This window comes from Pseudocitrobacter corydidari, assembly GCF_021172065.1.
Taxonomy (GTDB): Bacteria; Pseudomonadota; Gammaproteobacteria; order Enterobacterales; family Enterobacteriaceae; genus Pseudocitrobacter; species Pseudocitrobacter corydidari.
Window position 1 is genome coordinate 1,103,667 of sequence record NZ_CP087880.1, and the last position, 12,799, is coordinate 1,116,465.

Below are 12,799 nucleotides of genomic sequence, written 5' to 3' on the forward strand. Positions count from 1 at the left end.
TGAGATGTCTGTACAAACACTGGAACAACTGGCCGCCGCCCTGCGCGAGGCCGAACAAACCGGGCAGGCGATTGCGCCGCTGCGCGACATTATCGGCCTTGATAATGCCGAAGCTGCTTATGCCATCCAGGCTCTCAATGTGGAACACGCGGTGGCGAAAGGCCGTCGCGTGGTCGGGCGCAAAATTGGCCTTACCCATCCGAAAGTGCAGCAACAGCTGGGCGTTGACCAGCCGGATTTCGGCACGCTGTTCGCCGATATGTGTTACGGCGACAACGACACGATCCCTTTTGATCGTGTGATGCAACCGAAAATTGAAGCAGAAATTGCGCTGGTGCTGAATCGCGATTTGCCAAACGCCGATACCACCTTTGATGAGCTATACGGCGCTATTGAATGGGTGCTGCCCGCGCTGGAAGTGGTGGGCAGCCGCGTACGTGACTGGTCGATTAAGTTTGTCGATACGGTAGCGGACAACGCCTCCTGCGGCGTGTACGTCATCGGCAGCCCGGCGATGCGCCCGGCAGGGTTAGACCTGAAAAATTGCACCATGCAGATGACGCGTAATAACGAACAGGTATCCAGCGGGCGCGGCAGCGAATGTCTGGGGCATCCGCTGAACGCTGCCGTCTGGCTGGCGCGCAAGATGGCGAGCCTTGGCGAACCGCTGCGCGCGGGCGACATCGTACTGACCGGCGCGCTGGGCCCGATGGTCGCCATCAATCCAGGCGATCGTTTTGAGGCGCTTATTGAAGGTATTGGTTCTGTGGCAGCCACGTTCTCTGCCGCACAAGAAGGAAGTCAGTCATGAGTAAGATAAAAGTCGCCATCATCGGTTCAGGTAATATCGGCACCGATCTGATGATCAAAATTCTGCGCAACGGCAAGCACCTTGAGATGGCGGTGATGGTCGGGATCGACCCGGAATCCGACGGCCTGGCGCGCGCGCGTCGCATGGGCGTCGCCACCACCCATGAGGGCGTCAATGGCCTGATGGCGATGCCGGAATTCGCCGATATTGATATCGTCTTTGACGCTACCAGCGCCGGGGCACATGTGAAAAATGACGCCGCGCTGCGGGCGAAGAAACCCAATATTCGCCTGATTGACCTGACGCCTGCGGCGATTGGCCCGTACTGCGTGCCGGTGGTGAATCTCGATAAAAACCTCAGCCAGGGCAACGTCAACATGGTGACCTGCGGCGGGCAGGCGACGATTCCCATGGTAGCGGCAGTTTCCCGCGTGGCGAAGGTGCATTACGCGGAAATTATTGCCTCGATTTCCAGTAAATCCGCCGGGCCGGGCACACGCGCCAATATCGACGAATTTACCGAAACCACCTCGCAGGCCATTGAAGTGGTGGGCGGCGCGGCGAAAGGCAAAGCCATCATTATTCTCAACCCGGCAGAGCCGCCGGTGATGATGCGTGACACGGTGTATGTGCTGAGTGAGGACGCCTCGCAAATCGAAATTGAAGCGTCGATTGAAGAGATGGCCGCCGCCGTGCAGGCGTATGTGCCGGGCTACCGCCTGAAGCAAAAAGTGCAGTTTGAAATTATTCCGCAGGATAAACCGGTGACCATTCCGGGTATCGGCCAGTTCTCCGGCCTGAAAACGGCGGTGTATCTGGAAGTCGAAGGCGCGGCGCACTATCTGCCCGCCTACGCCGGAAACCTCGATATCATGACCTCAGCGGCGATGTCGACGGCGGAAAAAATGGCGCAAACCATGGTGAAAGCAGCAGGAGAAGTCGCATGAACGGTAAAAAACTCTATATCTCCGACGTCACGCTGCGTGACGGCATGCACGCCATTCGCCACCAGTATTCCTTAGACAATGTGCGCCAGATTGCCAAAGCGCTGGATGATGCGCGCGTGGATTCTATCGAAGTGGCGCACGGCGATGGTTTACAGGGTTCCAGCTTTAACTACGGATTCGGCGCGCACAGCGACATCGAATGGATTGAAGCCGCTGCCGACACGGTGAAGCACGCTAAAATCGCCACCCTGCTGATTCCTGGCATCGGCACGCTGCATGATCTGAAAGCCGCTTATCAGGCTGGCGCGCGCGTGGTACGTGTGGCGACGCACTGCACCGAAGCGGATGTCTCCGCGCAGCATATCGCCTTCGCGCGCGAGCTGGGCATGGACACCGTTGGCTTCCTGATGATGAGCCATATGACCACGCCGGAAAATCTGGCGAAACAGGCGAAGCTGATGGAAGGCTACGGCGCAACCTGCATCTACGTGGTTGATTCCGGCGGCGCGATGAATATGAACGATATTCGCGACCGTTTCCGCGCGCTGAAAGCGGTGCTCAAGCCGGAAACACAAACCGGGATGCACGCACACCACAACCTGAGCCTCGGTGTGGCGAACTCGATCGTGGCGGTGGAAGAGGGCTGTGACCGCATTGACGCAAGCCTGGCGGGCATGGGCGCGGGGGCCGGGAATGCGCCGCTGGAAGTGTTTATTGCTGCGGCGGATAAACTCGGTTGGGATCATGGCACGGACCTGTATGCGCTGATGGCGGCGGCAGACGACCTGGTGCGTCCATTGCAGGATCGCCCGGTGCGCGTTGACCGTGAAACGCTGGCGCTCGGTTATGCCGGGGTGTACTCCAGCTTCCTGCGTCACAGCGAAGTGGCGGCGCAGCGCTACGGCCTGAGTGCGGTAGATATTCTGGTTGAACTGGGTAAACGCCGGATGGTTGGCGGCCAGGAAGACATGATCGTCGATGTGGCGCTCGACCTGAAAGCCAAAGCGTAAAACATAACAAGAAAGCTTTGCCCGCCTGGCATGATGCCCGGCGGGCGCGTTTGCAAGGAAAAAATGCGCGGTTGGCAACGTATCAGCCGCCTTTCACCTGTCACCCTCGCAAAGGTAACGCTATGTCGAACATCGCCTCTACACCTGCAACGTCTCGCCTGATACTGACTATCGGGCTCTGTTTTTTGGTCGCCCTGATGGAAGGGCTTGATTTACAGGCGGCTGGCATTGCCGCCGTCGGTATCGCCCAGGCTTTTTCGCTCGATAAAATGCAGATGGGCTGGATTTTTAGCGCCGGAATACTGGGTCTGCTGCCCGGTGCGCTGGTGGGCGGAATGCTGGCCGATCGCTATGGGCGTAAACGCATTCTGCTGGGATCGGTGGTGCTGTTCGGGCTCTTTTCGATAGCCACCGCGCTGGCGTGGAGTTTCCCGTCGCTGGTCTTTGCGCGCCTGATGACCGGCGTGGGGCTCGGCGCGGCGTTGCCTAACCTGATTGCCCTGACTTCTGAAGCGGCAGGCCCGCGTTTTCGTGGCACGGCGGTGAGCCTGATGTACTGCGGTGTGCCAATTGGCGCGGCGCTGGCGGCGGCGCTGGGGTTCAGCGGCCTGGCGCAGGCGTGGCAAACCGTATTCTGGGTGGGCGGCGTGGTGCCACTGCTGCTGGTGCCTTTGCTGATGCGCTGGCTGCCCGAGTCGCAGGCTTTCACCCATCAACAGACGGCGTCGCCCGCACCACTGCGCGCGTTACTCGCGCCGGGGACGGCATCGTCCACCTTACTGCTGTGGCTCTGTTACTTCTTCACCCTGTTAGTGGTGTATATGCTGATTAACTGGCTGCCGATGCTGCTGGTCGATCAGGGCTTTAGTGGCTCACAGGCGGCGGGCGTGATGTTTGCCCTGCAAATTGGCGCCGCGGTGGGGACGCTTGTGCTCGGTGCGCTGATGGACAAACTGAGCCCAATGCGCATGTCGCTGCTGATTTACAGCGGCATGCTGGCCTCGCTGCTGGCGCTAGGTTCGGCGGACTCGCTGAGCATGATGCTGCTTTCAGGTTTTGTTGCCGGGCTGTTTGCCACGGGCGGGCAGAGCGTGCTGTATGCGCTGGCACCGCTCTTTTATCGCACTGAAATCCGCGCCACGGGCGTGGGTACGGCGGTAGCGATTGGCCGACTGGGCGCGATGAGCGGCCCGCTGCTGGCCGGAAAAATGCTGGCGCTGGGTACCGGCACCGTGGGGGTGATGGCGGCCTCCGCGCCGGGGATTGTTTTAGCGGGCGTGGCGGTTTTCTGGTTAATGAATCGACAGAAGCAGGCATCCACCGCCATCGACGCTTCTTAAGCGCATTTTTACCGGGCGGCGCAATGCTGCCCGGCCTATCAATTCCCTACGATTTTTACCTTCTTGCCGGGCTTTTTCCGAGTTAATACAATAAAAAGCGTAATCAGGTTGAAAGACAACGAGTAAGTCGCTCATACTCTTACTCAGTCTCCCGTGCATCAGAAAAGCCTGAAGATCAATAACAGGAATTCGCACGGTCGCATAATTAAGGAATCCCTCATGGCAGAAGAAACTATTTTCAGCAAAATTATTCGTCGCGAAATCCCGTCGGATATCGTTTATCAGGATGAGCTGGTTACCGCGTTCCGCGATATCTCCCCACAGGCGCCGACTCACGTTCTGATCGTGCCTAACATCCTGATTGCCACCACCAATGACGTGGCGCCTGAGCACGAACAGGTGCTGGGCCGCATGGTGACCGTGGCGGCAAAAATTGCCCGTGACGAAGGTATTGCTGACGATGGCTATCGTCTGATCATGAACTGCAACCGCCACGGCGGGCAGGAAGTCTTCCATATTCATATGCATCTGCTGGGCGGTCGTCCGCTTGGGCCGATGCTGGCACATAAAGGTTAAGTGATGAAAGCAGGCTTTTCAGCCGCGCTACTGGCTGCATTTTTGCTGGCCGGTTGTGGTTCGCATCCGGAAATTCCGGTGGGCGATCAGCAGACGCTGGTGATGGAATCGAATGTCCTGGCCGCCGGGATCAGCGCGGAAAAGCCTGAACTGACGCGGTCGGAAATTCAGGCGACCGCCAGCGCGAAGCTGTTCAATGAAAGGCGTGAACCTGTCACCCTTCATTATCGTTTTTACTGGTATGAAGCCAGAGGACTGGAAATGCACCCGCTTGAAGCGCCACGTACCGTCACCATCCCGGCTATGGGATCGGTCACGCTGTACGGCAGCGCCAGCAGCCTGGGCGCACATAAAGTCCGACTTTATCTTTATTTGTAAGGGGTAAAACGGAATGACTACATTGCGTCGCTATGCGCTAATTTCGGCACTGGCTGTCCTGCTCTCCGGGTGCGTGGTGAAACAAGAACAACCCGCACCGGTGGAAGAGGCGAAGCCAACACCACAACAGCCTGTCGAACCGCAGCAGCCGGTACCGACAGTGCCTTCTGTTCCGACGATCCCGCAGCAGCCTGGCCCGATTGAGCATCCGGATCAACAGCCGTCGCAGCCTGCGCCACGCGTTCGTCACTATGACTGGAACGGCGCGGTACAGCCGATGGCAGGCAAAATGTTGCAGGCCAGCGGCGTGAACGCGGGCAGCATTCTGCTGGTCGATAGCGTGAATAACCGTACCAACGGAACGTTGAACGCGGCTGAAGCGACAACCGCGCTGCGTAACGCACTGACCGGCAACGGCAAGTTCACCCTGGTTTCCGCGCAGCAACTGGCTGTCGCCAAACAGCAGCTTGGCCTGTCGCCGCAGGATAGCCTCGGTTCGCGCAGTAAAGCGATGGGGATTGCCCGTAACGTCGGCGCACAGTATGTGCTGTACAGCAACGCCACCGGCAACGTGAATTCCCCGGTACTGAAAATGCAGCTGATGCTGGTACAGACGGGCGAAATTATCTGGTCAGGTAGCGGTGCCGTTACGCAACAATAAGCTCACGCGTGATGCGGTTCTGTCACGCTATTTCCCTCAGTATCATCTCGTCGCCAGCCCTGATTATTCAGGGCTGAGTGGCAGTAGCTGTATCATCGCCTGCGGTGAGCAGCAGCGGGTCTTGCGCCAGCACCACACGGCGCAGCCCCGCGAATTTCACTTCCTGCGTCAATATCACGCGCTCACGCGTTTACCCTCCACGCTCGCCCCGAAGCCGGTTTTTTATACCTCTGGCTGGATGGCCGTCGAATTTTTCAGCGGAGAGGTGAAAAGCGTGCTGCCGCCCCCTCGCCAACTGGCGTCTCTCCTGTATCATCTGCATCAGCAGCCGCGTTTCGGCTGGCGAGTAACGGTGCTGCCGTTGCTGGAACGCTACTGGCAGCAGTGCGATCCTGCGCGACGCACGCCGTTCTGGCTGCGCACGTTGCATCGCCTGCAAAAGCAGCGAGAGCCGCAGCCGCTGCGCCTTTCGCCATTGCATATGGATGTTCACGCGGGCAACATTGTGCATACGCCTGTAGGGTTACGACTGATTGACTGGGAGTATGCCGGGGACGGCGATATCGCGCTGGAGCTGGCGTCGGTGTGGATGCAGGACGCGCGTCAACGCCGTGAATACAGCGATGCGTACGCGGCACGGGCGCGCATTGCGCCAGAAGCGCTATGGCAACAAATTTTACGCTGGCGGCCCTGGGTGTTAACGCTCATGGCGGGCTGGTATGAGTGTCGCTGGCAGCAGACCGGCGACCGGCAATTTATCACGCTGGCAGATGAAATTTGGTGTCAGTTAAAGGAAAAACGATAAGAGAGGTCAGTGTGGGTCCGGTAATGTTGGATGTAGAAGGCTACGAGCTGGATGCGGAAGAGCGCGAGATTCTGGCGCATCCGCTGGTGGGTGGCCTGATTTTATTTACCCGTAACTATCATGATCCCGCGCAGCTGCGCGAACTGGTGCGCCAGATCCGCGAGGCGTCGCGCAATCATCTGGTGGTGGCGGTCGATCAGGAAGGTGGCCGGGTGCAGCGTTTCCGTGAAGGCTTTACTCGCCTGCCTGCCGCACAATCTTTTGTCGCCGTACTCGGCGAGGAAGAGGGCGGACGCCTGGCGGTTGAGGCCGGTTGGCTGATGGCCAGCGAAATGATCGCCATGGATATTGATATCAGCTTCGCCCCGGTGCTGGACGTCGGGCATATCAGCGCTGCGATTGGCGAGCGCTCCTATCATGCGGATCCGCAAAAAGCGCTGGCGATGGCGCGTCATTTTATCGACGGCATGCACAGCGCCGGTATGAAAACTACCGGTAAACACTTCCCCGGACACGGGGCGGTCACCGCTGATTCGCATAAAGAGACGCCGCGCGATCCTCGTCGCGAAGCCGACATTCGCGCGAAAGATATGGCGGTGTTCCAGACGCTGATTACGGAAAACAAACTCGATGCCATTATGCCTGCGCACGTCATCTACAGCGACGTAGACCCGCGCCCGGCAAGCGGCTCGCCGCACTGGCTGAAAACCGTGTTGCGCGGTGAGTTAGGCTTCGATGGCGTGATTTTCTCCGACGATTTGTCGATGGAAGGCGCGGCGATTATGGGCAGCTACGCCGAGCGCGGCCAGGCATCGCTGGATGCGGGTTGCGATATGATCCTGGTCTGCAATAATCGTAAAGGAGCGGTCAGCGTTCTTGATAACCTGTCGCCGATCAATGCTGAACGTGTTACGAAATTGTATCATAAAGGTTCATTTACACGTCAGGCCTTAAGGGATTCCGCCCGCTGGAAGACAGTCAGTGCGCAACTGGAACAGCTCCACGAACGCTGGCAGGACGTGAAGGCAGGCCATTAACCCTCCCGACAAGGGAGTTGTGGTGAGGATCAAATGATTATCTATTTGCACGGTTTTGACTCGAACAGCCCAGGTAACCATGAAAAGGTGTTGCAGCTGCAGTTTATCGACCCGGATGTGAGGTTGATTAGCTACAGTACGCTGCATCCAAAACATGACATGCAGCATCTGCTGAAAGAAGTGGACAAAATGTTGCAGCTCAACGTTGACGAGCGCCCGCTGATTTGCGGCGTGGGGCTCGGCGGCTACTGGGCGGAACGCATCGGCTTTTTATGCGATGTTCGTCAGGTGATTTTCAACCCGAATCTGTTCCCTAACGAGAACATGGACGGGAAGATTGACCGCCCGGAAGAGTATGTCGATATTGCCACCAAGTGTGTGAACAACTTCCGCGAGAAAAACCGCGACCGCTGCCTGGCGATCCTCTCCCGGAAGGATGAAGCGCTCGACAGCCAGCGTTCGGCACAGGAACTGCATCACTTTTATGAAATTATCTGGGATGACGTTCAGGGGCATAAATTCAAAAATATCTCGCCACATCTGCAACGCATCAAAGCCTTTAAAACCTTAGGCTGACGTCGTTTTTTCACGCCCCGTTCTGGGGCGTGAAATGTTAAATTTCCCTCCTTTTTTCACTCCCATCACCCACCAAAAATCCCACTAAACGCTAAAGTTGTTTAACTTCTGCGCGGTAAAACTTGATACATATCAAATTTGGTATGACCAATGCACCGTTCATGTTATTCTTCTTGCTGCTGAATGGTTTCGGGATAGTAACTTGTTGTTAGATAAGAGCTATTTTAATAACTTTTAATTAACAATTGGTTAATAATTTTTAAGGGGGTCACGTGACTACACCAATCAAAAGAATCGTTATTGTGGGTGGTGGCGCTGGCGGCCTGGAACTGGCTACTCAACTGGGTAGAAAGCTTGGCCGGAGCAAAAAAGCGAAAATTACGCTGGTGGATCGCAACCACAGTCATCTGTGGAAGCCGCTGCTGCACGAAGTGGCAACCGGTTCGCTGGATGAAGGCGTGGATGCGCTGAGCTACCTGGCGCACGCGCGTAACCATCACTTCCAGTTCCAACTGGGATCAGTGATGGACATCAACCGTGAAGCGAAAACCATTACCATCGCTGAACTGCGTGATGAGAAGGGCGACCTGCTGGTGCCGGAACGTAAGCTGGCTTATGACACGCTGGTGATGGCGCTGGGCAGCACCTCCAACGACTTCAACACGCCGGGCGTGAAAGAGCACTGCATCTTCCTCGATAACCCGCATCAGGCGCGTCGTTTCCACCAGGAGATGCTGAATCTGTTCCTGAAATATTCAGCGAACCTGGGTGCGAACGGTAAAGTCAACATCGCCATCGTTGGCGGTGGGGCAACGGGTGTTGAGCTTTCAGCTGAACTGCACAACGCGGTGAAACAGCTGCACAGCTACGGCTACAAAGGCCTGACCAACGACGCGCTGAACGTCACGCTGGTGGAAGCGGGCGAACGTATTCTGCCTGCGCTGCCGCCGCGTATTTCCGGTGCCGCTCACAACGAGCTGACCAAAATGGGCGTGCGCGTCCTGACGCAGACCATGGTCACCAGCGCCGATGAAGGTGGCCTGCACACCAAAGACGGCGAGTATATTCAGGCCGACCTGATGGTATGGGCAGCAGGCATTAAAGCGCCAGACTTTATGAAAGAGATTGGCGGCCTGGAAACCAACCGTATCAACCAGCTGGTGGTTGAGCCAACGCTACAGACCACGCGCGATGCAGACATTTATGCGATCGGCGACTGTGCGTCCTGCGCACGTCCGGAAGGCGGATTTGTACCGCCGCGCGCTCAGGCTGCGCACCAGATGGCAACCTGCGCGCTGAACAACATTCTGGCGCAGATGAAGGACAAAGAGCTGAAACCGTATTCTTACAAAGATCACGGCTCGCTGGTTTCGCTCTCGAACTACTCGACGGTCGGCAGCCTGATGGGCAATCTGATGCGCGGCTCGATGATGGTTGAAGGGCGCATTGCGCGTATGGTGTATATCTCGCTGTACCGTATGCACCAGATTGCGCTGCACGGCTACATCAAAACCGGCCTGATGATGCTGGTCGGCAGTATCAACCGCGTTATCCGCCCGCGCCTGAAACTGCACTAATGTAACATTCCGGCCCGACACTCAGTCGGGCCGTTTTCAGCAGATTGTTCGCTGACTAACGGAAATTCCCGCTAAGACTCCTCTGAATCACGCTGGTTTGTGGTTTTATCTCGCACTTTTCATCCGCTTTCTCATTTGCTAACCCCCTCGTCAAGTTGCAGAATTGTTACTATCAGCAACAAAGGAGGATCTCCCGTGAATAAATCGATGTTGGCGGGTATAGGGATTGGCGTCGCAGCCGCGCTTGGCGTGGCGGCAGTCGCCAGCCTGAACGTGTTCGACCGCGGCCCGCAGTACGCGCAGGTCATTTCGGCTAAGCCTATCAAAGAGACCGTGAAAACCCCGCGAGAAGAGTGCCGCAATGTGGCCGTTACCCATCGCCGCCCTGTACAGGATGAAAACCGGATTACCGGTTCCGTGCTCGGCGCTGTCGCGGGCGGCGTGATTGGTCACCAGTTTGGTGGCGGACGCGGGAAAGACGTTGCCACGGTGGTAGGGGCATTAGGCGGCGGCTACGCCGGGAATCAGATCCAGGGCTCAATGCAGGATAATGATACCTACACCAGCACTCAGAAACGCTGCAAAACAGTGTATGACAAATCCGAGAAAATGCTCGGATATGACGTGACGTATAAAATTGGCGACCAGCAGGGGAAAATCCGTATGGATAAAGATCCCGGAACGCAAATTCCGCTGGATAATAATGGCCAATTGGTCCTGACTAACAAAACGTAAAAATAGCGTTAATGTTGTTTTAGCCCCTCATTCGCTCAGGCTGAGGGGCTTTTTTTTGTCACTTACATCCATCTTTATGAAATCCGAATTACTTATTGAAACGGGACGAGTCACTTTAAAGAGTATGGCCTTTACGTAGACTGCATGCGTGCAGAAGAGCCCGGCGCGCTTCACGGTGTGGCGGTAGCGTCTTGCACTTATCTCGTTTACAAGGAGGTTGCTATGTCAACCGGATTACGTTTCACACTGGAAGTGGATGGCCTGCCGCCGGACGCGTTTGCCGTGGTTTCCTTTCATCTGAACCAGTCACTCTCTTCGCTCTTTTCCCTCGATCTCTCTCTGGTCAGCCAGCAGTTTCTCTCCCTTGAATTTCAGCAGATCCTCGACAAAATGGCCTACCTGACGATATGGCAGGGCGATGACGTACAGCGCCGGGTGAAAGGCCTGGTGACCTGGTTTGAACTGGGGGAGAACGACAAAAACCAGATGCTGTACAGCATGAAGGTGTGCCCACCGCTGTGGCGCGCAGGGCTGCGCCAGAACTTCCGTATCTTCCAGAACGAGGACATCAAAAGCATCCTCGGCACGATATTGCAGGAAAACGGGGTGACCGAGTGGAGTCCGCTGTTCAGCGAGCAGCATCCTTCCCGTGAGTTTTGTGTCCAGTACGGTGAAACTGATTACGATTTCCTGCGCCGGATGGCAGCGGAGGAAGGCATCTTCTTTTATGAGGAGCATGCTTACAAAAGTACCGACCAGAGCCTGGTGCTGTGCGACACGGTCCGCCATCTGCCCAAATCTTTTGAAATCCCCTGGAACCCGAACACCCGTACCGAGGTGAGCACCCTCTGCATCAGCCAGTTTCGCTATAGCGCACAAATCCGTCCTTCCTCCGTAGTCGCTAAAGACTACACCTTTAAACGACCCGGCTGGGCAGGGCGTTTTGATCAGGAAGGCCAGCACCAGGACTACCAGCGCACGCAATATGAGGTATTTGACTATCCGGGGCGATTTAAAGATGCGCACGGGAAGAACTTTGCCCGCTGGCAAATGGACGGCTGGCGCAACAACGCAGAGGTGGCGCGTGGAAAAAGCCGCTCTCCGGAGGTATGGCCGGGGAGGCGGATTGTTCTGACGGGGCATCCGCAGGCGAACCTGAACCGGGAATGGCAGGTGGTGGCAAGTGAACTGCACGGCGAGCAGCCACAGGCGGTGCCGGGACGCAGGGGTTCAGGCACCACGCTCGATAACTATTTTTCGGTGATCCCGGCAGACAGAACATGGCGGCCACAGCCGATGCTTAAACCGCTGGTGGATGGCCCGCAGAGCGCCGTGGTGACAGGGCCGGCGGGGGAAGAAATCTTCTGTGATGAACATGGCCGCGTGCGGGTGAAATTTAACTGGGACCGCTATAACCCATCAAACCAGGACAGTTCATGCTGGATCCGTGTGGCACAGGCGTGGGCAGGCACCGGGTTCGGCAACCTGGCGATACCGCGTGTGGGTCAGGAGGTGATTGTGGACTTCCTCAACGGCGATCCGGACCAGCCGATCATTATGGGGCGCACTTACCACCAGGAAAACCGCACCCCCGGCAGCCTGCCGGGGACGAAAACGCAGATGACTATCCGCTCGAAAACCTATAAGGGCAGCGGGTTTAATGAACTGAAGTTTGACGATGCGACCGGGAAAGAACAGGTCTACATCCACGCGCAGAAGAATATGAACACCGAGGTGCTGAATAACCGCACCACCGATGTGATAAACAACCATGCCGAGACTATCGGCAACAATCAGGTGATTGCGGTTGCCAACAATCAGATACAGACGGTGGGGGTTAACCAGATAGAAAAGGTGGGCAATAACCAGGTTATTACAGTGGGGATGAATCAGGCGGAAACGGTAGGGCTTGTTCGTGCACTAAACGTGGGCGTGGCTTACCAGACAACCGTAGGCGGCGTCATGAACACCTCGGTGGCGCTGATGCAGTCCTCGCAGATTGGCTTGCATAAGTCGTTGATGGTCGGCCTGGGTTATGACGTCAAAGTGGGAAATGACGTCACCTTCACCGTTGGCAAAACGAAGAAGGATGATACCGGGCAGACTGCGATTTACTCGGCAGGAGAGCATCTGGAGCTCTGCTGTGGTAAGGCAAGGCTGGTGCTGACTAAGGACGGCCAAATTTTTCTCAACGGCACAAAAGTTCATTTGCAGGGTAAGGAGCAGGTTAATGGTGATTCAATGTTGATTAACTGGAACTGTGCAGCCTCGAAAGCCCCACCTAAAACACCTGGTTAAAGCAGCGTACACCGAATATTTAACAAATAAGGTACTCAGGAACAAACC

13 protein-coding genes are annotated in these 12,799 nt (G+C 56.6%); all 13 read left to right on the forward strand.

The window, feature by feature from the left end; all coding sequences use genetic code 11:
- Positions 1-4: 4 nt before the first annotated feature.
- The 13 genes from mhpD (at position 5) to G163CM_RS05165 (ending at position 12,751) form a co-directional block, all read left to right on the forward strand.
- Positions 5-811: a 2-keto-4-pentenoate hydratase gene (mhpD, locus tag G163CM_RS05105; protein ID WP_231827118.1), complete on the forward strand. Its 807-nt coding sequence runs from the start codon at positions 5-7 to the stop codon at positions 809-811.
- Positions 808-1,758: an acetaldehyde dehydrogenase gene (gene mhpF / locus G163CM_RS05110; protein WP_149462655.1), complete on the forward strand. Its 951-nt coding sequence runs from the start codon at positions 808-810 to the stop codon at positions 1,756-1,758. Before mhpD ends, mhpF begins: the two co-directional genes overlap by 4 nt.
- Positions 1,755-2,768: a 4-hydroxy-2-oxovalerate aldolase gene (gene mhpE, locus G163CM_RS05115; RefSeq protein WP_015964221.1), complete on the forward strand. Its 1,014-nt coding sequence runs from the start codon at positions 1,755-1,757 to the stop codon at positions 2,766-2,768. Before mhpF ends, mhpE begins: the two co-directional genes overlap by 4 nt.
- Positions 2,769-2,890: 122 nt before the next feature.
- Positions 2,891-4,108 carry a 3-(3-hydroxy-phenyl)propionate transporter MhpT gene (mhpT, locus tag G163CM_RS05120; RefSeq protein WP_231827119.1) on the forward strand — a complete coding sequence of 406 codons (1,218 nt, stop codon included), beginning with the start codon at positions 2,891-2,893 and terminating at the stop codon, positions 4,106-4,108.
- 219 nt (positions 4,109-4,327) lie between these two features.
- The gene (hinT, locus tag G163CM_RS05125) at positions 4,328-4,684 is read left to right on the forward strand and encodes a purine nucleoside phosphoramidase (protein WP_015964223.1); all 357 of its coding nucleotides are present in this window, start codon (positions 4,328-4,330) and stop codon (positions 4,682-4,684) included.
- Between the two features lie 3 nt (positions 4,685-4,687).
- The gene (locus G163CM_RS05130; protein WP_108476813.1) at positions 4,688-5,062 is read left to right on the forward strand and encodes a YcfL family putative periplasmic lipoprotein; all 375 of its coding nucleotides are present in this window, start codon (positions 4,688-4,690) and stop codon (positions 5,060-5,062) included.
- A 22-nt stretch (positions 5,063-5,084) separates the two neighbouring features.
- Positions 5,085-5,723, forward strand: a complete 639-nt coding sequence (lpoB, locus tag G163CM_RS05135; RefSeq protein WP_231828333.1) for a penicillin-binding protein activator LpoB — start codon at positions 5,085-5,087, stop codon at positions 5,721-5,723.
- Positions 5,704-6,528: a thiamine kinase gene (gene thiK / locus G163CM_RS05140; RefSeq protein ID WP_231827120.1), complete on the forward strand. Its 825-nt coding sequence runs from the start codon at positions 5,704-5,706 to the stop codon at positions 6,526-6,528. Before lpoB ends, thiK begins: the two co-directional genes overlap by 20 nt.
- An 11-nt stretch (positions 6,529-6,539) precedes the next feature.
- Complete coding sequence (gene nagZ, locus G163CM_RS05145; protein ID WP_231827121.1) at positions 6,540-7,565, forward strand: beta-N-acetylhexosaminidase; 1,026 nt, start codon at positions 6,540-6,542, stop codon at positions 7,563-7,565.
- Between the two features lie 33 nt (positions 7,566-7,598).
- Complete coding sequence (gene ycfP, locus G163CM_RS05150; RefSeq protein WP_015964228.1) at positions 7,599-8,141, forward strand: alpha/beta hydrolase YcfP; 543 nt, start codon at positions 7,599-7,601, stop codon at positions 8,139-8,141.
- Between the two features lie 272 nt (positions 8,142-8,413).
- The gene (locus tag G163CM_RS05155; RefSeq protein ID WP_231827122.1) at positions 8,414-9,718 is read left to right on the forward strand and encodes an NAD(P)/FAD-dependent oxidoreductase; all 1,305 of its coding nucleotides are present in this window, start codon (positions 8,414-8,416) and stop codon (positions 9,716-9,718) included.
- 195 nt (positions 9,719-9,913) lie between these two features.
- A complete protein-coding gene (locus tag G163CM_RS05160; protein ID WP_015964230.1) occupies positions 9,914-10,453 on the forward strand; it encodes a glycine zipper 2TM domain-containing protein in 540 nt (179 codons plus the stop codon).
- A gap of 222 nt (positions 10,454-10,675) precedes the next feature.
- The gene (locus G163CM_RS05165) at positions 10,676-12,751 is read left to right on the forward strand and encodes a type VI secretion system Vgr family protein (RefSeq protein ID WP_420851389.1); all 2,076 of its coding nucleotides are present in this window, start codon (positions 10,676-10,678) and stop codon (positions 12,749-12,751) included.
- Positions 12,752-12,799 lie beyond the last annotated feature (48 nt).

Coding starts and splice junctions, on each gene's coding strand:
- G163CM_RS05165 (WP_420851389.1), top strand. CDS start 10,676: ATGTCAACCGGATTACGTTTCACACTGGAAGTGGATGGCCTGCCGCCG.
- mhpE (WP_015964221.1), top strand. CDS start 1,755: ATGAACGGTAAAAAACTCTATATCTCCGACGTCACGCTGCGTGACGGC.
- mhpD (WP_231827118.1), top strand. CDS start 5: ATGTCTGTACAAACACTGGAACAACTGGCCGCCGCCCTGCGCGAGGCC.
- G163CM_RS05130 (WP_108476813.1), top strand. CDS start 4,688: ATGAAAGCAGGCTTTTCAGCCGCGCTACTGGCTGCATTTTTGCTGGCC.
- hinT (WP_015964223.1), top strand. CDS start 4,328: ATGGCAGAAGAAACTATTTTCAGCAAAATTATTCGTCGCGAAATCCCG.
- ycfP (WP_015964228.1), top strand. CDS start 7,599: ATGATTATCTATTTGCACGGTTTTGACTCGAACAGCCCAGGTAACCAT.
- mhpF (WP_149462655.1), top strand. CDS start 808: ATGAGTAAGATAAAAGTCGCCATCATCGGTTCAGGTAATATCGGCACC.
- mhpT (WP_231827119.1), top strand. CDS start 2,891: ATGTCGAACATCGCCTCTACACCTGCAACGTCTCGCCTGATACTGACT.